This window comes from Flavobacterium sp. xlx-214 (genome assembly GCF_013874595.1).
In the GTDB taxonomy this organism is placed as follows: domain Bacteria; phylum Bacteroidota; class Bacteroidia; order Flavobacteriales; family Flavobacteriaceae; genus Flavobacterium.
This window is the reverse complement of the sequence record NZ_CP059431.1, coordinates 1,923,989-1,944,480: the sequence shown is the minus strand read 5'-3', so window position 1 is coordinate 1,944,480 and position 20,492 is coordinate 1,923,989. Positions and strand designations below refer to the sequence as shown.

Annotated in this window: 13 protein-coding genes; 4 read left to right on the top strand and 9 right to left on the bottom strand. The window is 32.2% G+C overall.

Annotation, left to right across the window (positions count from 1 at the left end; all coding sequences use genetic code 11):
• Position 1 precedes the first annotated feature (1 nt).
• A complete protein-coding gene (locus tag H1R17_RS09205; protein WP_163433030.1) occupies positions 2-967 on the bottom strand; it encodes a stage II sporulation protein M in 966 nt (321 codons plus the stop codon).
• A 19-nt stretch (positions 968-986) separates the two neighbouring features.
• Between H1R17_RS09205 and H1R17_RS09200 the strand changes: the two genes are divergently transcribed.
• On the top strand, positions 987-1,727 hold the full coding sequence (locus H1R17_RS09200) for an RDD family protein (RefSeq protein WP_163433031.1): 741 nt from the start codon (positions 987-989) through the stop codon (positions 1,725-1,727).
• A complete protein-coding gene (locus H1R17_RS09195) occupies positions 1,727-2,332 on the top strand; it encodes a trimeric intracellular cation channel family protein (protein ID WP_163433032.1) in 606 nt (201 codons plus the stop codon). The genes H1R17_RS09200 and H1R17_RS09195 overlap by 1 nt, the downstream gene beginning before the upstream one ends.
• Before the next feature lie 49 nt (positions 2,333-2,381).
• Here H1R17_RS09195 and H1R17_RS09190 read toward each other — a convergent pair whose 3' ends face one another.
• From H1R17_RS09190 to secDF, 4 genes are all read right to left on the bottom strand, one after another.
• Complete coding sequence (locus H1R17_RS09190; RefSeq protein WP_163433033.1) at positions 2,382-3,650, bottom strand: pyridoxal phosphate-dependent aminotransferase family protein; 1,269 nt, start codon at positions 3,648-3,650, stop codon at positions 2,382-2,384.
• 103 nt (positions 3,651-3,753) lie between these two features.
• A complete protein-coding gene (locus H1R17_RS09185) occupies positions 3,754-4,551 on the bottom strand; it encodes a hypothetical protein (protein WP_163433034.1) in 798 nt (265 codons plus the stop codon).
• Between the two features lie 59 nt (positions 4,552-4,610).
• Positions 4,611-7,016 carry a thiamine pyrophosphate-dependent enzyme gene (locus H1R17_RS09180; RefSeq protein ID WP_163433035.1) on the bottom strand — a complete coding sequence of 802 codons (2,406 nt, stop codon included), beginning with the start codon at positions 7,014-7,016 and terminating at the stop codon, positions 4,611-4,613.
• A gap of 174 nt (positions 7,017-7,190) precedes the next feature.
• The gene (gene secDF, locus H1R17_RS09175) at positions 7,191-10,187 is read right to left on the bottom strand and encodes a protein translocase subunit SecDF (protein ID WP_163433036.1); all 2,997 of its coding nucleotides are present in this window, start codon (positions 10,185-10,187) and stop codon (positions 7,191-7,193) included.
• A 251-nt stretch (positions 10,188-10,438) separates the two neighbouring features.
• Between secDF and H1R17_RS09170 the strand changes: the two genes are divergently transcribed.
• Positions 10,439-11,305 (top strand): hypothetical protein, encoded by an 867-nt coding sequence (locus tag H1R17_RS09170; protein WP_163433037.1) that lies wholly within the window; start codon positions 10,439-10,441, stop codon positions 11,303-11,305.
• A 60-nt stretch (positions 11,306-11,365) separates the two neighbouring features.
• Here the strand turns inward: H1R17_RS09170 and gyrB are convergent, their stop codons facing one another.
• The 4 genes from gyrB to H1R17_RS09150 form a co-directional block, all read right to left on the bottom strand.
• Positions 11,366-13,306 carry a DNA topoisomerase (ATP-hydrolyzing) subunit B gene (gyrB, locus tag H1R17_RS09165; protein ID WP_163433038.1) on the bottom strand — a complete coding sequence of 647 codons (1,941 nt, stop codon included), beginning with the start codon at positions 13,304-13,306 and terminating at the stop codon, positions 11,366-11,368.
• A 116-nt stretch (positions 13,307-13,422) separates the two neighbouring features.
• On the bottom strand, positions 13,423-13,869 hold the full coding sequence (locus H1R17_RS09160; protein ID WP_163433039.1) for a hypothetical protein: 447 nt from the start codon (positions 13,867-13,869) through the stop codon (positions 13,423-13,425).
• 56 nt (positions 13,870-13,925) lie between these two features.
• The gene (locus H1R17_RS09155) at positions 13,926-15,683 is read right to left on the bottom strand and encodes a TonB-dependent receptor (protein WP_163433040.1); all 1,758 of its coding nucleotides are present in this window, start codon (positions 15,681-15,683) and stop codon (positions 13,926-13,928) included.
• Between the two features lie 7 nt (positions 15,684-15,690).
• Complete coding sequence (locus tag H1R17_RS09150) at positions 15,691-18,699, bottom strand: tetratricopeptide repeat protein (protein WP_163433041.1); 3,009 nt, start codon at positions 18,697-18,699, stop codon at positions 15,691-15,693.
• A 266-nt stretch (positions 18,700-18,965) separates the two neighbouring features.
• Here H1R17_RS09150 and H1R17_RS09145 point away from each other — a divergent pair, with 266 nt between their 5' ends.
• Positions 18,966-20,471, top strand: coding sequence for a hypothetical protein (locus H1R17_RS09145; RefSeq protein WP_163433042.1), 1,506 nt, complete (start codon positions 18,966-18,968; stop codon positions 20,469-20,471).
• Positions 20,472-20,492 lie beyond the last annotated feature (21 nt).

Genomic DNA, 20,492 nt, shown 5'->3' with positions numbered 1-20,492 from the left:
TTTATTTTTTAAGTGTTTTTTTATGCACCATTAAAGGATAAATAAAATAATAAAAGGTAATTAAACTTAAGGTACCAAAAATAATAATATAGTTTAAAACATTAGGCATTTCTTTAGCATAACGTGTTACATAACCTTCAATTAACCCAGCAAAAATGGTAAAAGGCATAGTACTAATAAATAATTTAAAGCTTTTTTTAAACCCTATTTTTAAAGATTGTAATCTAGTATATGTACCTGGAAACAAAATACTTGCTCCTAGAATAAATCCTGCACATACCTCAATTACAATAGCCATAATTTCCATAGATCCATGTAACCAAATGCCTCTTATACTTTCATTAAAAACACCTTTATCATAGAAAAAGTACTGAAAGCTTCCTAACATAATAGCATTTTGAAACATGATATAAAAAGTACCTAAACCTCCAAATATTCCATAAATATAACATCGTATTCCTACATACAAGTTGTTTAGTGTAATGCCAATAGCGCTTCCCCAGTTTGAACTTCCTTTATAAACTGCCATAGGATCTCCTTTAGCAATATTATCTAAAGTAGCATTTACATAGGCATCGCCTAAAATTAAACGGACAAAGCGGTCGTCATTTGCTGCTGAAATCACTCCAATACTTACAAAAACTAAAAAAAGAACTAAAGAAAAATACAGTACTTTTCTATATTCATAGGCTATATGGGGCACTTCGTAAAAAAAGAATTTACTAAGTACGTTTTTTTCATATTTATAATTGGTATAAACCTTTTGATGAACGGTACTTGCAAGGTTATTTAAATAAGTAGTAACATCACTTTTAGGGTAGTAGGTTTGTGAAAAAGCCAAATCATTACTTAGTTGAATATACATTTGCGACCAATCATCAGCAGAAATTTTATTTTTTACTGATAATTGTTGCTCAATATTTAACCATTTTTCTTTATTTTGTTTTATAAAGGCAATTTCTCTCATAAATGCTAAAATAAAAATAATGACCGAAATAACGATAGACACTGCGCAAAATGTTGCAATAAATTTTACAGCTGCTTCTTTAGGCGAAAGAATTCTTGCTTTTGCAATTGATATGGCTATAAAAATAGCCTATGTAATAGCAATATACTATTTTGTTTTTGATCTTTTAAATTTTGCTTCGTTTGCAGATTCTCTTGATTCTTGGGAAGGTGGTGTTGTAATGTTTTTGCTTTTTTCACCCATCATTTTCTATTCTCTTGTATTTGAAAGTTGGACAAACGGACAAACACCTGGAAAAAAAGTAATGAAAATTAGAGTTGTGAAATTAGAAGGATATCAAGCACGGTTTTCAGATTATTTTAGCAGATGGGTTTGCAGATTAATTGATATTAACATTTCTATGGGATTACCCGCTATGTTGTGTATTATTTTTTCGGATAAAGGGCAACGATTAGGAGATATTGTTACCGATGCAACAGTGATATCATTAAAATCAAAAGTAACTTTAAATCATCGTTTTTTAAACGATTTATCAAATGAATACATTGTTACATTTCCTACAGTTGTACGTTTATCTGATAATGATATGAATATTATTAAGAAAGCTTATAACACAGCTATTATGGAAAATGATCAAAGTATGATTAACCGTCTTGTTTTAAAAATTGAAGAGGTTACTACCATTAAAAATCAAGAACAAACGGCGCATCAATTTATTCAAACAATCATCAACGATTTTAATCATTTAACTAGTAAATAATGATTTTTTCTATATTAGGAATTTTAGGAACAGTTGCATTTGCCATTTCAGGAGCATTGGCAGGAATTGAAAAAAGATTGGATTTTTTTGGCGTTTTTATTATTGCTTTGGTTACATCAATAGGAGGAGGTACCTTACGCGATTTATTAATAGGAAATACACCCGTAGCGTGGCTTCAAAATTTAGAAACCTTTTATATTGTTATTTTAAGCACCATTGTTGCTATTGTTTTTAGACAAAAATTGGGTGTTTTTAGAACCTCTTTATTTTTGTTTGATACCATTGGTATCGGTATTTTTACTATAATTGGTATAGAAAAAGGACTATCTATTCATTTAAGTCCTATTGTTTGTATTATTCTGGGTACAACAGCGGCTTGTTTTGGTGGTGTAACTCGTGATATTTTATGTAACGAAATTCCTGTTATTTTTAGAAAAGAAATTTATGCAACCGCATGTTTAATAGGTGGAGTCATGTTTTTTATTTTAAAGTACTTTCATTTAAACGATGATTTTATTTACATTATTACTGCAGGCACCATTATAGCCATTCGTATTTTGGCTGTACGTTTTCATTGGTCTTTTCCTCCAATTGAAATGAAATAAAAAAGCACTCTTTTAAAGAGTGCTTTTTTTATATTTAAACTAGATTATTTTATTGTTGCGCTTCCATGTCAACTACATTAGCTTCGGCTACTTTTTTGTAAGTACCATCCACTAATTTTGTACGAATAGCCTCAAAAGAAGATAATGTTTGATCGATATCTTCAAAAGTATGAGATGCTGTAGGAATAACACGTAATAAAATGATTCCTTTAGGAATAACAGGATATACTACAATTGATAAAAAGATTCCGTAATTTTCACGTAAATCATTCACCATAATCATAGCTTCTGGAATAGATCCTTCTAAATATACCGGAGTTACACATGTGTTTGTATCACCAATATTGAAACCTCTATCTTTTAAACCATTTTGTAAACGATTTACATTTTCCCATAATTTATCTTTTAAACCTGGGTTATTACGTAACAACTCTAAACGTTTTAAAGCTCCTTTTACTAAAATCATTGGTAATGCTTTAGCAAACATTTGCGAACGTAAGTTGTATTTTAAGTAATCAATAATGTCTTTATCTGCAGCAATAAAAGCACCAATTGAAGCCATTGATTTAGCAAAAGTAGAAAAGTACACATCAATACCATCTTGAATGCCTTGCTCCTCACCTGCTCCTGCTCCTGTTTTACCTAAAGTACCAAAGCCATGTGCATCATCAACCAACAAGCGGAAATTGTATTTTTCTTTTAAAGCAACAATTTCTTTTAATTTTCCTTGTTGACCACGCATACCAAAAACACCTTCGGTAATAACTAAGATACCACCGTTTTGTTCTTCGGCCATTTTAGTAGCACGCTGTAAGTTTTTCTCTAAAGATTCAACATCGTTATGTTTGTAAGTAAAACGTTTTCCCATGTGTAAACGCACACCATCAATAATACAAGCGTGAGAATCTACATCGTAAACAATAACATCATTTTTAGTTACCAATGCATCAATTGTTGATACCATACCTTGGTAACCAAAGTTTAATAAGTATGCAGCCTCTTTATGTACAAAAGCAGCTAATTCATTTTGTAATTGTTCATGCCAATCTGTATGACCAGACATCATACGTGCACCCATTGGGTAAGCAGCACCAAACTCAGCAGCAGCGTCAGCATCAGCTTTCATTACTTCTGGGTGTGTAGCTAAACCTAAATAGTCGTTAATTGACCAGTTTAAAACTTCTTTTCCTTGAAATTGCATACGTGGTCCTAACTTTCCTTCTAATTTAGGAAATACGAAATAACCTTCTGCTTGTGAAGCCCATTTTCCTAACGGACCTTTATTATCATGAATTCTTTCAAATAAATCTTTAACCATTTTATTTGTCTTTTAAAAACCTTGCAAAGGTACTAATTTTTTACTAAAAATAATTTTATTTTACTGCAATTAAAAAAGGGATAATCTTTTAATTATTAATGAATTAAAATCTTAAATAATGTACTACCAATAATACATTCAATACTAAAGTAAGTAAAAAAAGACTAATGTATATAATACCTCCAAAACGTTTGTACTCATTGGCATCTTTTAAATTACCCATAATTGTTTTAAATCTAAAAACAAGGTTTAAAAAGGTAAAAACAAACAAGCCAAACAATAAATACAAAGCAAAATGAAACCATCTTGAATGTCTTAAAGCAAAAACATCGCTTCCGTAAAACGTTTTAATAGTATGATTTCTAGGATTTTCAAACAAATGAATTTCTTTCTTTTTCACCATATTATCTAATGATCTATTATGAATAAAAAGAAGTTCGTCTTTAAGAGTTTGTTCGTATCCTAAAGAAAAAGGGATGTACAAGCTATAATGACTTAGCGAGTCTTGAATCGTTTTTTGTGTTTGCTTACTATCTTTATAAGTAACTACAATTGGTGATGTAATGCTTGATATTTGCTGATCAATTTGTTTAACATGAAATGGTTGTGCTTGCACTGATACAATTTCTAAATCTTTCCATTTAGGATGCGAAATTTTAAACTCCCAATACCTAAAAACAGGCGAGAATGTATAAAAAAGAGACAATGCAAAAGTAATTACCACAAACAAATTGTAAAACTGATAATCGCTTTTTTTACGTTTATTAAAGAAAGCTCTATCTAAAATTACAATCATAAAACTTATGATAAAACCATATAAAAACAAGCGTACACTGTTTAACGCTATAATTATAATTAACAACACCAACAATGCTACTCGATATGGCGTGAGTTTCTTCATAACTAAAATTTAGCTAAAGATAAAGAAAAAGCATCTTATAAAGATGCTTTTCATTGATTTTAGTATAAACTAGGATATTTTGTTGGATTGGCTTCATGCATAATAGCATAAACCTTTTCATAAATATCTTCTGCTGATGGTTTTGAGAAATAATCACCATCTGTTCCATAAGCCGGACGGTGTGCTTTAGAAGCTAATGTTTCTGGTTTGCTATCTAAAAACTTGTATCCTTCTTGAACATCAACAATTTGCTGTAAAATATATGCCGATGCACCACCTGGCACATCCTCATCTACTACTAATAAACGATTTGTTTTTTGAAGTGATTTTACACAATCGTGATTTTTATCAAAAGGTAATAATGATTGTGCATCAATAATTTCAACATCAATACCTGTTTCCAATAAATCCTTAGCAGCTTGCTCTACAACACGTAAAGTAGAACCATATGATACAATGGTAATATCGTTACCTTGTTTTACTGTTTCTACAACGCCAATAGGTGTTTTAAATTCACCTAAATTAGTAGGCATTTTTTCTTTTAAACGATATCCATTCAAACATTCAATCACCAAAGCAGGCTCATCACCTTCTAACAATGTATTATAGAAACCTGCCGCTTTTGTCATGCTTCTAGGAACCAAAACATGCATACCGCGTACTGCGTTAATAATCATACCCATTGGCGATCCCGAATGCCAAATACCTTCTAAACGGTGTCCGCGTGTACGCACAATAAGCGGTGCTTTTTGTTTACCAACCGTACGGTATTGTAAGGTTGCTAAATCATCGCTCATAATTTGTATAGCGTACAATAAATAATCTAAATATTGAATTTCAGCAATAGGACGTAATCCGCGCATTGCCATACCAATACCTTGACCTAAAATGGTTGCCTCACGAATACCTGCATCAGAAATACGTGTTTCACCATATTTTTCCTGTAAACCTTCTAATCCTTGGTTAACATCACCAATATTACCAGAATCTTCTCCAAAAATTAATGCTTCAGGATATTTTTCAAAAATTTTATCAAAATTATCACGGATAACCAAACGAGCGTCTACTTCGGCAGCTACTTCATCGTAAACAGGAAGAACTTCTTGAATTCCATCTGCTTTGCTTGATGATTGCGACATTAAGTTAGAGCTGAATTTTGGTTGCACATCATTCGTGTAATTTTGAATCCATGATGCTAAAGTTGCCTGACCCGCTTCGCCCACAACCATACGTAATACTTTACGTGCTGTTATTAAACTATCTTTGCGAATAGGCTCTTTAATTGATTGTAAATCAGCAATCATTTTTTCAATAAATACTTTATTTGCTGATGAAGCAGCAACCGTATTTAACACAGCTATTAAAGATGCTCTTTCTTCCTTAATTGGGTTTAAGTAAGCCTCCCAAGCTGCTTTTTTACCTTCAAGTACTTGTTTTTTCAAGTCAGCATCTAATTGATCTAACTCTTCTGCAGTAGCAAAATTATTTTCTAAAACCCAAGTACGTAATTTAGTAAGACAGTCAAATTCACTTTCCCACTGTAAACGTTCTGCAGATTTATAACGCTCATGAGAACCAGAAGTTGAGTGACCTTGTGGTTGTGTTAATTCTTTAACGTGAATTAAAACCGGAACATGTTGCGTACGCGCAATAGATGCAGCTTTAGCATATGTATCAATTAACGAAGGATAATCCCATCCTTTTACTGTTAATATTTCATAACCGTTGGTATCTTCTTCTTTTTGAAAACCTTTTAAGATTTCAGAAATACTTTCTTTTGTTGTTTGATGACGTGCATGAACCGAAATTCCATACATATCATCCCAAACACTCATAACCATTGGCACTTGTAAAACACCTGCTGCATTAATGGTTTCAAAAAACAAACCTTCAGAAGTTGATGCATTACCAATAGTTCCCCAAGCTACTTCGTTTCCGCTTACAGAAAACTTACCTTCTTTATCTGCATTTGGAAATTCGCGATAAATCTTAGAAGCTTGTGCCAAACCTAATAAACGAGGCATTTGCCCTGCTGTAGGAGAAATATCTGAGCTTGAATTTTTTTGTTGGGTTAAGTTTTTCCAATGACCATTTTCATCTAAACTGTGCGTTGCAAAGTGCCCGCCCATTTGTCTTCCGCCTGACATTGGATCTTGATTAATATCTGCATGACCGTACAAACCAGCAAAAAACTGTTGAATATTTAATGCGCCAATTGCCATCATAAACGTTTGATCGCGGTAATAACCTGAACGAAAATCACCATTTTTAAAAGCTTTAGCCATTGCTAATTGCGGCACTTCTTTTCCATCGCCAAAAATACCGAATTTAGCTTTTCCTGTTAAAACTTCTCTACGACCTAACAAACTACATTCACGAGAAATGCGAGCTGTTATATAATCATTTAAAACTTCTTTTTTAAAATCTTCAAAAGTTAAAGCTTCCTTTGTAGCTGCTTGATTCATAATATATTGTAACTGTTTGAATTTTGTTGAATAATTTACGAATTTAAGCAATTAATAGATAAAAAACTAATTTATTTAAAAAACAAAACTAGAAAATCGTCTTTTTATTAGCGTATATGTAAAACACAAAAGTCACCCAAATGGGTGACTTTTGTAGTGTTTATATCAGAAATATTAAACTGTTTCGCTTGTATTTTCTGCTTCTTGACGTGCTTTTAAAGCTTCATCACGTTCACGTTGAGCTGAACCTTTAATTGTATCAACCAAAATTGGCGTTGAAATAAATAATGATGAGTAAGTACCTACACCAATACCTAATAACATTGCAAATACAAATCCACGGATTGATTCACCACCAAAGATAAACATGATTAACAATACAACAATAACGGTTGCCGATGTATTAAAAGTACGTGATAATGTAGTATTAATAGATTTATTTACTACTTCTTCAAACGATCCTTCTGTATCACCTTTAATGTAATCGCGTACGCGGTCAAATACAATTACGGTATCGTTTAACGAATATCCAATTACAGTTAACAAAGCAGCTACCAATGATTGATCAACTTCCATGTTGAAAGGCGCAAATGCGTAGAAGAATGAATAAACTCCTAATACAAAAATCACATCGTGTGCAACAGCTGCAACAGCCCCTAATGAATATTGCCATTTACGGAACGAAATTGCTAAGTAAACAAACACAATTAACAACGAACCACCAACTGCCCAATACGCATCTGTTTTAACATCTTTTGCTACTGTTGGTCCTACTTTTGATGCTTGAACAATACCAAAGCCATTAGCATCTGGATGTGTAAACTGCTCATAAGTTAAGTTTGTTTTAAAGAAAGGTTTTAAGTTTTTGTAAAGAATTTCATTTACTTCTTGGTCTACTTTTACACCTTCTTCTTCTACACGATATTTAGTTGTGATTTTTAATTTATCATCTTTACCAAATACTTTTGCTTCTACATTACTATCAAATTCTTGCGATAATTTATTAGATACTTCAGAAGCATCAACAACATTATCAAATTGAACTTGGAATGTTCTACCTCCTGTAAAATCGGTACCATAATTTAAGCCTTTTATTGATAAAGTTGCAAAACAAGCAATCATTACAATAGTAGTAAAAATGTATGCAATTTTCTTTTTACCTAAGAAATCAAAGTTCATGTTTGTAAACCAATTCTTAGTTAATTTAGTACTGAAAGATAATTTTGAATCTCTAGATTCTGCCATATCTACTAAAATTCTTGTAATTACAATTGAAGTAAATAATGATGTTGCAATACCAATTAATAATGTAGTTGCAAAACCTTTAATTGGTCCTGTACCAAAAATAAGTAATACAATACCTGTTAAAGCTGTTGTAACGTTAGCATCGGTAATAGCAGACATAGCACCATTCCATGAAAACGCATGTTTAATAGCTTCTTTAGAAGAGTGCCCTTCTCTAAGCGATTCCTTCGCTCGTTCATAAATAAGAATGTTGGAATCTACTGCTGTACCAATTGTTAAAACAATACCTGCAATACCCGCTAAAGTTAATACAGCACCAATACTTGCTAAAATACCAAACATAAACAACAAGTTTACAAGTAAAGCAATATTAGCAAACCAACCTGCTTTTCCGTAGAAGAAAACCATCCATCCTGCAATGATTAAAATACCAACTACAAAAGACATCATACCAGCATCAATTGCTGCTTGTCCTAATGATGGCCCTACTACTTCTGAAGAAACAATATCTGCAGACGCTGGTAATTTACCTGCTTTTAAGATATTAGCTAAATCTTTTGTTTCTTGTACTGTAAAATCACCAGAGATACTTGAACTACCGCCTGAAATTGGACCTGTAGTAACACCCGGAGCAGAGTATACAATATTATCTAAAACAATAGCAATATTTGATTGCTGATTGTATGCTTTCCCTGTTAAGGTTTCCCAATCTTTTGCTCCTTTAGCATTCATTTGCATAGAAACAACTGGTTTACCTGTAGTTTGATCGTAATCATCACGTGCTTCAGTAACAACAGCACCTGAAAGTGGAGCTACATTTTGAGCGTTACCTTTTAATGCATATAATTCTACAATGTTAGCACCTTTTTTAGCTTTACCCCAAGCAAATTTAACATGACGTAATTCACCACTTAATAAACTACGAACATGCGGATCTTTTAAGTAACCATTTATTTTAGCAGTATCTTTTGTAGCAAAAAAGCCTAAAATAGGAGAACCTTGAAAACCTTGCCCTTGCATTAAAGCAACAATAGGACCAACATCTTGCTTGGTTGCTTTTGCTGTAGAATCTTTAGCAACACCTGTTAATAATTTATCAACATCTGTTTTAGATTCTGCTTTAGCAACTGTATCTTTTTTAACCTCAGCAACAGGTTCATTCTTTTGATTCTTTAAAGCTTCGTTAGCTGCATATAAAAAGTTACCAACTTCTTCAAACTTATATGTTTCCCAGAACTCTAATTGCGCTGTAGATTGTAATAAGTTTTTAATACGATCGATATCTTTTGCTCCTGGTAATTCAACTAAAATTCTACCAGACTCACCTACCATTTGAATTGTTGGAGATACAACACCAAATTGGTCAATACGCTCACCAATAACTTTGTAAGCACTTTCAACAGATTCTTTTACCTTTTTGTTTAAAACATTCTTAACCTGATCATTGGTCATAGAAGCATTTACTTCTTGTAAATTTCTATTTGCAAAAATTTCAGATGAAGCCAATTTTACTTTACCAGCAGATAAACGATCAAATGATTCATAAAACGATTCTAAATACGTTTGATTACCATCGCGCTTTGTTTCAGCCTCAGCTAATGCCTGATTAAAAACTGCATTTCTAGAGTTATTAGACAATCCTTTTAAAATATCTTTTACAGATATCTGAAGCATTACGTTAACACCTCCTTCTAGATCTAAACCTTTTTGAACTTGTTTCGAACGAACTTCAGCAAAAGTTTGACCTAAATAAACCTTTTCGTTTGCAATTGAATCTAAATAACGAGCTTCTTTGGTTAAATCACCTTTAGCAAATTCCTTTGCTTTATTCTCGTAATGATTTGTTACAAACGTAAAGGACAATTGGTAAATACTTACCAACGCAAAAATAATCGCAATAAACTTAACGAGTCCTTTATTCTGCATTTTGAAAAAAATTAATAGTTTTTAAATGATGTTGTTTACTCATTTTTAAGATACTAATGAAGTTAAAAATTTATAAAACGGACAAATATATAACTTCACAAAAGATTTAACAATAAAAAAATCTTTTTCTTTTAACAGAGTTATCTACATAAATTTTGAATGAACACAGAACTCTATTTAAGTAAATGACTAAATTATCAGTATTTTTGACTATTATTTTAAGATTTATATTTCGCTTACAAATAGATATTATGAATATAGTGTATTTGGTTTTTGGAGATAATTTAGATAATTATCAACAAGTATATTTTTCTATATATACAGCATTTTTACATAAAACAAATGATGATAAAATTATAGTTATTGCAGAAAACACTTCATTATTCGATTTTTTTGGAGATAAAATAGAAGTAATATCAATAAATAGAGCTATAATTAAAGAATGGGAAGGAAAATATCAGTTTTTTTGGCGTGTAAAAATTAAAGCGTTAGAATTAATTGCTCAAAAATATCCATCCGATTCTATTTTGTATTTAGATGGTGATACTTTCTTTTATAACAGTATTGAAATATTAAAAAAAGGTTTGCTGCAAGGTGAAAATTATATGCATGTAAATGAAGGTAAATTATCTAAATTAACCACAAAGACAGAAAAATTGATGTGGAATCAAATGAAGAAAAAAACATATTCAGGTATTAAAATAGATGAAAATACTTGTATGTGGAATGCTGGTTTAATAGGTATTTCAAATAAACATTTGCAATGTTTAAAACTAACTTTGGATGTAAATGACGAATTATGTGCCAATAACGTAACCAGACGACTTATAGAACAATTTGCTTTTTCAATTTCTTTAAATAATTTTTCTAAGCTATTACCTTCAACAAATGTAGTGGGACATTATTGGGGAAATAAAGCAGAGTGGAATATATTAATCAGCAATTTTTTAAAAGAATGTTTTATGAAACAATACTCTTTTGAACAAATTATCTCTAAAGTTAAACAAATGGATTTAAAGCAATATCCTGTTTGGGTTAGAAGATCAAATACACAGAAAAGGTTAAAAAAAATTATAGATAATTGTTATAAAGATCTAAAGCCAAAATACATTGAATAATTACTTTCATGTTTAGTTAAAATAAAAACGTCCAAATATGTATTTGGACGTTTTTTATAATTAAGCATCGATTTTTGCGTAAACGGCATTTTTCTCAATGAATTCTCTTCGTGGTGGCACTTCATCACCCATTAACATAGAGAAAACTCTATCTGCTTCTGGCAAGCTATCAATGGTAATTTGACGTAATGTTCTATGCTCAGGATTCATGGTTGTTTCCCATAATTGTTCTGCATTCATTTCTCCTAAACCTTTATAACGTTGTACCGAAGCTCCTTGTCCCATTTGTTCCATTAATGACAAACGTTCTTCATCGTTCCAAGCATATTGTTTTTTAGTACCTTTTTTCACCATATATAAAGGTGGTGTGGCAATATAAACATATCCATTTTCAATTAAAGCACGCATATAACGGAACAAGAATGTAAGAATTAAAGTGGCAATGTGGCTACCATCAACATCGGCATCACACATAATAACTACTTTATGATAACGTAATTTAGTTAAATTTAATGCTTTACTATCTTCCTCTGTACCAACGGTTACTCCTAAAGCTGTGAAGATATTTCTAATTTCTTCGTTTTCAAAAACTTTGTGTCCCATTGCTTTTTCAACGTTCAAAATCTTTCCACGTAAAGGCATAATGGCTTGAAAGTTACGATCGCGACCTTGTTTAGCAGTTCCACCCGCCGAGTCTCCCTCGACAAAGAAAATCTCACATTTTTCAGGATCTTGTTCAGAACAATCTGACAATTTACCTGGCAAACCACCACCACTCATTACCGTTTTACGTTGCACCATTTCACGAGCCTTTTTAGCAGCATGACGCGCCTGAGCAGCTAAAATTACCTTTTGAATGATGATTTTAGCATCGTTTGGATTTTCTTCCAAATACGCCTCTAGCATATCTGCAACAGCTTGCGATACTGGAGAAACTACCTCACGGTTACCTAATTTGGTTTTGGTTTGTCCTTCAAACTGAGGTTCCATCACTTTAACTGAAACAATAGCGGTTAAACCTTCGCGGAAATCATCCCCAGCAATTTCAAATTTTAATTTATCTAACAATCCTGAAGCGTCGGCATATTTTTTCAACGTACGTGTTAACCCCATACGGAAACCTTGTAAATGCGTTCCTCCTTCGTGTGTGTTGATGTTATTTACGTACGAAAAAATATTCTCAGAATAACTATCGTTGTAAATTAAAGCTACTTCAACAGGAATTTCTCCTTTTTCATTTTCCATGCTGATAACGTGGCTAATAATAGGCACACGGTTACCATCTAAGAAACGGATGTATTCTTTTAAACCTTCTGTTGAATGGAAAACTTCATTCTTTGCTTGACCATTTTCATCTACAACACGTAAATCAGTCAAAGTAATGGTAATTCCTTTATTTAAGAACGATAATTCACGTAAACGAGACGCTAACGTATCATAAGAATACTCTAAAGTTTGTGTAAAAATACTAGCATCAGGTCTAAAAGTTACTTTGGTACCACTAATATTTGTTTCGCCAATTGGGCGTGCAGGATAAACTGGTTTACCACGCTCATATTCTTGTTCCCAAATTTTACCATCGCGGTGAACTTCTGCACGTAAATGATCTGATAATGCATTTACACACGATACACCTACCCCGTGTAAACCACCAGATACTTTGTAAGAATCTTTATCAAATTTACCACCTGCACCAATTTTAGTCATTACTACCTCTAACGCAGAAACACCTTCTTTTTTGTGCATATCTACAGGAATACCACGACCATTATCTTGTACAGAAATAGAATTATCTTGATTGATGATTACTTGAATAGAATCACAGTAACCAGCCAATGCCTCATCAATAGAGTTATCTACAACTTCGTATACCAAATGGTGTAAACCACGTACACCAACATCGCCAATATACATTGAAGGACGCATGCGCACATGCTCCATCCCTTCTAATGCCTGAATACTATCGGCAGAATACGAACTTTTCTTTACTTCTTCACTCATAATAATAATTAACCTAAATATTATCTTAAACTACAAATATACGAATTTTAACCGAAATTAGCTAGTTTAAACCGCTTTATTCCGTTTTAAGTTATTAACACTTTAGCGTTGAAAAACTAGAAAATTTGCTGAATTTGATAGGAAATTTTATTAAACACTATTTCATCTCCTTGTTTGCCATTTTGTAAAACTTGCATTAAAGGTGCTACAGGAGAAATGCAAATAACTGTTTGATTTTGAACTTTTAAAGCAGGAATTGCAACACTTACATAAAAAATTGCTTTGTCTGTTTTTATAACGGATCCTAGTGTTACTTTATCCATTTGTTTTACTTCGGGCAGTTTTTGTGCTTGTTGTAACATGTTAATCAATTCAGACAGCTTCACGTTTAATTTTTCCTGCTCTAAATGCATCATTGCCAAACCTGTTTCGTGCTTATCACCAGCAGAACTTTTAGCATCGTTTTGAGCATCAGTGGCTAAATCAGTAATATGTTTTTGAGTGATTTGTATTTGATTGGTTAAATAATCTACTGCCTTTTGTTTTACTTCTTTTCTGTTCATGAAATTAAAAAAAGCTCTAATTAAAGAGCTTTTATAAAATAGTTATTTATTTAAAACTAAAAATCGAACTTATACATTGCACCACCTAATACTTGAATGCCTTGTACTTGGTATTGGTTAAAGCGGTAATAGTTTTTATTTAACAAGTTGTTACCTTTTAAGAAAACAGTCCATTGAGCTGTTGGTCTAAAACCTACTGTTGCATTTAAATCAGTATAATCACCAATTTCTTTATCATCAAAAACGGTTGTAACTCCGTTTACAACTTTATCAGCAACATACTCAAAACGCTGTCCTACGTAAGCTACATTAACGTCTGCAAACCATTGCTTGTTAATATTGTATAAAATATTAGCACTTAATTTCCCTTGCGGTAAATGGTAGGCATTTTTATAAATTTCGCCACTGTAATTATTGTATTCTCCTGATAAACCAAGTTTAACTGTTTCACCAAAATCAAAACGTAGCTCACCAAAGAAATTTAAAGTATTTACTTTATCATACAACAAACCAAACGAGTTTCCGTATTGATATCCTTGTTTATTTTCTAAACTGATGTCATACGGATTGATGGTAAACATAGCCTTATCATCTTGCGTTTTATAACTTGCACGAATGTTGTAAGACATATTATGATACAATTTACCTTTTAATCCGGCATACAAATCAAACAACGTTTTGGTTGGTCTTAATTCTAATGTTGGTGCAATAAACGGATTTTCTTCGGCTAAATCAGCATATGAGTTTTGCGTTACACCACCAACTGCACCCGCATACGCTTGCACAATACCTGGAACTAAATCTACATTACCTTTTACTTGCGGATAAATAAACACCGAGTTATCTTCTACTCCTTTGTCTTTACCCATAATGTATGTTAAACCAGCACCAAGTTCTAATGAGTAATTGCTATCAAAAAATTTAATACTTGGGTTAACTGATAAATTTAAATAACTGTATTTATCTTGCACATTATCAATACCATTATTTGCAAACTGAGTGTTTAAATAATCGGCTTCAAAATTTACATGAACTGTTTGATTTGGCAATTCGATATTAAACTTTGGCGCAAATATGAATCGACTTTCTTTTGAACTGTAATCATCCCAGAAATTTTTGTAAGATATATCTACCTTTTCTAAAGCTCCAATATAACTTTCATAACCTGCTGATACATGAACATCGTTGTATTTTTGAAGCGGATCTACCAAATCAAAATTAAAATTAGACACGTAAAAATCTTCTGGTGTACCGTACCAGTTGTATTTAGATGTCATAGCACCAAACTGAGCATTCCATTGATTGTTTTCATTACGCTGACCAAAAGTAAAATCTAAATTTGATTTGCTGTAAGCATCATCTAATTTTACATCGCTAATTCCTCCACCAGAAGAAATGTGTTTCAACAAACCGCCAACGTACATGTTATTAGACCCAATTTGCTCTACGATACCCAACTCACCACGAATGGTATTGTAATTACCGTACCCAAACAAGGCGTAATTGCGGTAAAAATTAGCCAATGAATCATTATCTACTTTAGCAGCCTCTCCTTTTGCAGGAGCAAATGTAGATGCCACAGGAACTGAAAAAATAGTGTATTTAACTGCTTTTTTCTGATTGGTTTCTTCATCATCAACCAAAGGATTATCATTTATTTTAAAAGCATCATTTAAAGTAGCTTGATAATCTGATGTTACATTTACAACCTCGGTTCCTACCGTATCTTTCTTTTTATTCTTGTCTTCTTGTGCATTTGTTTGTTGCGCAAATAAAGCTGCAACTATTGTGATACTATATAAGTACTTTTTCATAACCAATTTATTTTACAGATGAATTACGTTTTGCCTCTTCTGATTTTATTTTTGCTAATTCGGCTTTAGCTTCTGTTACAACATCTGAAAAATCGGTTGCATTAGAAATTACGTTTTCTAAAACATAGGTAGCCTGATAACTATCTTTTAATTGATAGAAGTTTTTAGCCAATAAAACCAAACTTTTGGCATTGTAATATTTGTAGGCAGAATAGTCTTTTACTACTTTTTCGACTATTTTATTAGAAGCATCGTACTTTTTATCAACATGTTTAAAATAAGCATCGTAGTACAAAGCTTCGGCTTTTAATTCACCTGTTGCTAAGGTATTTAATTGTTCGTATAATTTACGTGCATTGGCAGTATCGCCATTTTTTATAGCAACGCGTGCGCTAATTGCAGTAGCATCTGCTTTAATGCGTTTATCAACTTTTGCATTTCCGTTTAAAGCGTTAGCATATTTAGCTGCTGTTGTAATATCATTAGCATCATAAGCTATTTTCATTAAATTGGCTTGTGCAAACAATTTATTAGCATCGTTACTAGCTTCGCCTTCTAACTGCGCTAAAACACGTTTTGCATTAGTTTGATCTTTCTCAGCTAAATACATATTAGACAAACGCATTAACGATTGTTCTGTATATTCAGACTTGCCTCGTTTTAATACATTTTCATAATTAGCTTTGGCTTCAGCAGTATTGTCTTTTGAAAAATAAATTTCAGCCAAATTAAAGTACGATTTTGTTGCATGCAAACCATTAGGATAATTGCTTACATATTCTTTTAATCCTTTAATAGCACTATCGTTATTATTTTGTGCCATTTGATTTTCTGCTGATGTATACACATCATTCTCTAATTCGGCAGTAGAAATATCAACAAAATCTAAGTTTTTAACCCATGCAACAAACTCAGCCGATTTACCTATTTCAATATAAGCTGCGCGTGCGTTTTGAACCGCTTCTATAGCATCTTGAGAACCAGGATAATCAGTTACAACCTTTTTAAAACGCTCAATACCTTTTTCTTCCTGATTATCATTTACATACACCAAACCTTGTCTTAAAATAGCTTTTGAAATTAAGTTTGATTGCGGATAATTGTTGATTAATTTATTGAATGATTCTAAAGCTTTACCCGATTGTTTTTCATTAGCATAAGTACTTCCTAATTCATAATATGCATCATCAACTAAATTTGACGATGGATATGCACTGATGAATTTTTGTAATTCGTCTACTTTTGTCGTGTTTTTATCAACAAAACCGTATGCTATTGCTTTTTGATAAGCCGCATAATCTTTATAAGCCGAATTAGATTTAAGTATAGAATTATACATTTCCATTGCTGGCCAGTATTGCTTGGTTACAAAATAACCATCGGCTAAACGTAAAGTAGCATCGGTTTTCTTTGCATCATCTTTAACAACGGTTAAAAAACTTTTGAAATGGGTATTGGCATTGCTGTAATTTTTTAATTTATAAGCAGCATATCCTAAATTGTATTCTACGTTTTTAAACTCGGGTGTATTTTGTGCCTGAGGTAATTGTTTAAAGGTTGTAAAAGTTTGATATGCGTCATTAAACTTATTCAAAGCATATTCACTTTCACCACGCCAATAAGTAGCTCTTGCCACAAATTTATTGTCTTGTCTTTCAGCAATTGATTTGTTAAACATACCGTTTGCTAAACTGTATTTGCCATCGTTAAAATATTCTAAACCGCGGTAAAATGTTACTTTTTGGTACGCTGGTTTGTTCAACGTTGTTTTGTTAGACTCTAAAACATCTAAAGCTGCTTGATAGTTTTTTGTAGAAATATAAGAATCAATCAACAAATCATTAAGCTCTTGTTTGTAAGGTGTTTCTGGATATTTCTCTAAGAAATCAGTAATAACGGCAGGTGTGCTTTTGTACGGATTTCCAATCTCATAACTAAGTTTAGCATAATTAGCAAAGGCATCTTCTTGAATCTTAGCAGAAAAATTCATTTCAGAAGCATTTTTAAACGCGTTTAATGCCTGCGTTTTTTGATTTAAATTCAAATAACTTTCTCCTAAATGATAATACGCGTTTTGTGCAACGGCATCTTTACCACCTATAATTTTATTGAATTCTGATACTGCTTTATCATATTGTTTTTGTTGGTAGTAAGAATATCCTAATTGATAAAAATCGGTATTACTCCATTTTCCCTCTTTTCCTTGATAAGCTAATAAATATGGTAAAGCTTTATCATATTGCTTTAAGTTAAAGTAACTTTCGCCAATAATTTTAGATAATTCTGATTTTTCTGCTTCAGACGATTTTGGCATTTGCGCTAAACCTTCTTCAATCGCTTTTTCAAAATTACCTCCTTTAAACTGCATATCGGCTTTGTAGTAGCCCATACGTTCTTGGTATTTATCAACCGATTCTACCTCAGAAAAGTATTCATTTGCTTGTTCGTAATCGTTATTTTCATACGATAAATATCCTAAATAATATTTTGCTTGATTACCATATGTTCCCTCTAAATCTACTTTTTGCAAGAACGTATTGGCTTTAGCAATATCCTTTTTAGAAAAATAAGCATATCCTTTTTGGAAATTATATCGGTCTTTATTTGCCGGACTTAAAATTTCTTCATTAATTTTTTCAGCATAAACTAATGATTGCTCATAATCGCCTTGTAAAAAGTAAAAATTACTAACATCTACGTATGCTTGCGATTGTTTTGCACTTGTAGGATAATCATAAATAAACTGATTGATTTTTTGTTCAGCACCCGCTTGCCCTAAACGTATAGCGCAATTAGCACTGTAATAAGCACTTTCTGCCTGAATTTCATCATGTGTATTTTTGATTTTTACTTTATCAAACAAAATTTGTGCAACTGCATATTGTTGTTCATTGTAAAGATTAACGGCATCGTAAAAATCTTTATTCTCTTGTGTATATATATGAGATTGTTGCGCTTGTACAGATAAAGATCCTAACAAAAACGATAAATATAGAAAATGATTGGATTTTCGCATTTCAACTATTTTTTTTGTGTACCAAATATATTAAATAATATACATTTTTATAACGCTTAATTTTATTAATAATTGTTATATAAAATATCTTTTTGCAAAAATAGCTTTTTTTAAAGCTTGTCTTTAACTAAAACTGCTTTTTACCGTAGTTTTAAATTAACGTAGTTAACTTTATGTTAAACAAAAAGTAGGCTTAACATAATATTTGCATAAACATTAGTATACAAGGTTGGTTTTATGTTTGTACCATACAAAATAAGCCAACAATGAAAAAAAATGTAACAACCAAAATTGCTTTATTTGCATTAACTGCGGCATTAATGACTTCTTGTCAGGATGATATTAATGAGCCAAAAGTAGATGATCAAACACCAACACCAGAAACACCACAACCTGCTATTGAATTAAAAAACCACTCAAACATTCCTGCCTTAGTGTATGGTATGCCTGGTTTTGATAAGTTAGAAATTTTCACGTTAATTTCATCATCAGATAAATTAGAACAATCTCCAAACTTTGTATTTGGTGCACAACCAGATGGTAGTGGTATTATGCGCAACCCTAATGGTGATGGTTACATTATGATTACCAACCATGAAATTTTACAATCGGTTTCACGTGTATATTTAGACAAAAACTTTAAACCAATTAAAGGAGAATATATTGTTGATGGAATTGGAGGTATGACGCGTTTATGCTCTGCAACATTAGTAGAACCAAAAGTACACGGTTTTGGTCCAGTATTTTTAACAGCAGGTGAATCGGGTGAAGAAAGTATGGTACACGCTATTGATCCAATGGGATTTGTTAACGATAGATCTCGTACAGACCGAGTTAAACCTGCATTAGGAAAAGCAAGTATGGAAAATGCTGTGCCACTACCTGCTGATGTATCTGGAAACGGAACCTATATTTTAATTGGTGAAGATCAAGGATATAGTACAAGTCACCAAAGTGCTGGGCAGTTAATTATGTACTACTCTCCTAATCGTGGCGATTTAGAAAATGGTAAATTATATGCTTTAAAACGCAAAGACAATACCCTTACAGAAGGTAGCATGACAAAAAACAACACTTACGATGTAGAATTTGTTGAAATACCTAATGCTAAAAACTTAACAGGTGCCGAAATTAATGCAGCCAACATTGCAAACAAAGCTTTACGCTTTTCTCGTGTTGAAGACGTTGATTACAGAAAAGGAAAAGGTAACGGAAACGAAATCTATTTTACAGCAACTGGTCAAGCTAGTGGTGGTGCACCTGTAGATGGCTATACTATGTGGGGACGCGTTTACAAATTAGCTTTAGATAAAAACAATATGTTTACTGGTAAATTAGAAATAATTGCTGAAGGAGATAGTAACCCAGGAAATGATTTAATTAACCCTGATAACTTATGTGTAACCGAAAACTATGTTTACATACAAGAAGATGGCGATTCTTACTACGCAGGTGCTAATCACGATTCATACATTTGGCAATATAGTATGGCTACTAAAAGCTACAAACCTTGGTTAAACATGAAACATAACCGTGGAAATACAGAATGGTCTCAAATGTTTGATCAATCAGGTAACTTAAACAAGTTTGGTTCTTGGGAGTATGGCGCAATGGTTGACGTATCTGACTTAGTTGGAATACCAGGAACTTTTGCTGTAAACATACATCCGCACACTTGGCAAAAACCTGAATTTGCAAACGCCGATGGGTCTGGAACCCAAACTAATAAAGAAGGCGGCCAAATTGTTTTAATTAAAAATGTACAACGTTAATAGCAAAACACTGGTTTTTAC

Excerpts from the sequence above, each read along its gene's own strand:
- H1R17_RS09205 (WP_163433030.1), bottom strand. The coding sequence starts at position 967 with ATGAGAGAAATTGCCTTTATAAAACAAAATAAAGAAAAATGGTTAAAT.
- H1R17_RS09200 (WP_163433031.1), top strand. The coding sequence starts at position 987 with ATGACCGAAATAACGATAGACACTGCGCAAAATGTTGCAATAAATTTT.
- H1R17_RS09195 (WP_163433032.1), top strand. The coding sequence starts at position 1,727 with ATGATTTTTTCTATATTAGGAATTTTAGGAACAGTTGCATTTGCCATT.
- H1R17_RS09190 (WP_163433033.1), bottom strand. The coding sequence starts at position 3,650 with ATGGTTAAAGATTTATTTGAAAGAATTCATGATAATAAAGGTCCGTTA.
- H1R17_RS09185 (WP_163433034.1), bottom strand. The coding sequence starts at position 4,551 with ATGAAGAAACTCACGCCATATCGAGTAGCATTGTTGGTGTTGTTAATT.
- H1R17_RS09180 (WP_163433035.1), bottom strand. The coding sequence starts at position 7,016 with ATGAATCAAGCAGCTACAAAGGAAGCTTTAACTTTTGAAGATTTTAAA.
- secDF (WP_163433036.1), bottom strand. The coding sequence starts at position 10,187 with ATGCAGAATAAAGGACTCGTTAAGTTTATTGCGATTATTTTTGCGTTG.
- H1R17_RS09170 (WP_163433037.1), top strand. The coding sequence starts at position 10,439 with ATGAATATAGTGTATTTGGTTTTTGGAGATAATTTAGATAATTATCAA.
- gyrB (WP_163433038.1), bottom strand. The coding sequence starts at position 13,306 with ATGAGTGAAGAAGTAAAGAAAAGTTCGTATTCTGCCGATAGTATTCAG.
- H1R17_RS09160 (WP_163433039.1), bottom strand. The coding sequence starts at position 13,869 with ATGAACAGAAAAGAAGTAAAACAAAAGGCAGTAGATTATTTAACCAAT.
- H1R17_RS09155 (WP_163433040.1), bottom strand. The coding sequence starts at position 15,683 with ATGAAAAAGTACTTATATAGTATCACAATAGTTGCAGCTTTATTTGCG.
- H1R17_RS09150 (WP_163433041.1), bottom strand. The coding sequence starts at position 18,699 with ATGCGAAAATCCAATCATTTTCTATATTTATCGTTTTTGTTAGGATCT.
- H1R17_RS09145 (WP_163433042.1), top strand. The coding sequence starts at position 18,966 with ATGAAAAAAAATGTAACAACCAAAATTGCTTTATTTGCATTAACTGCG.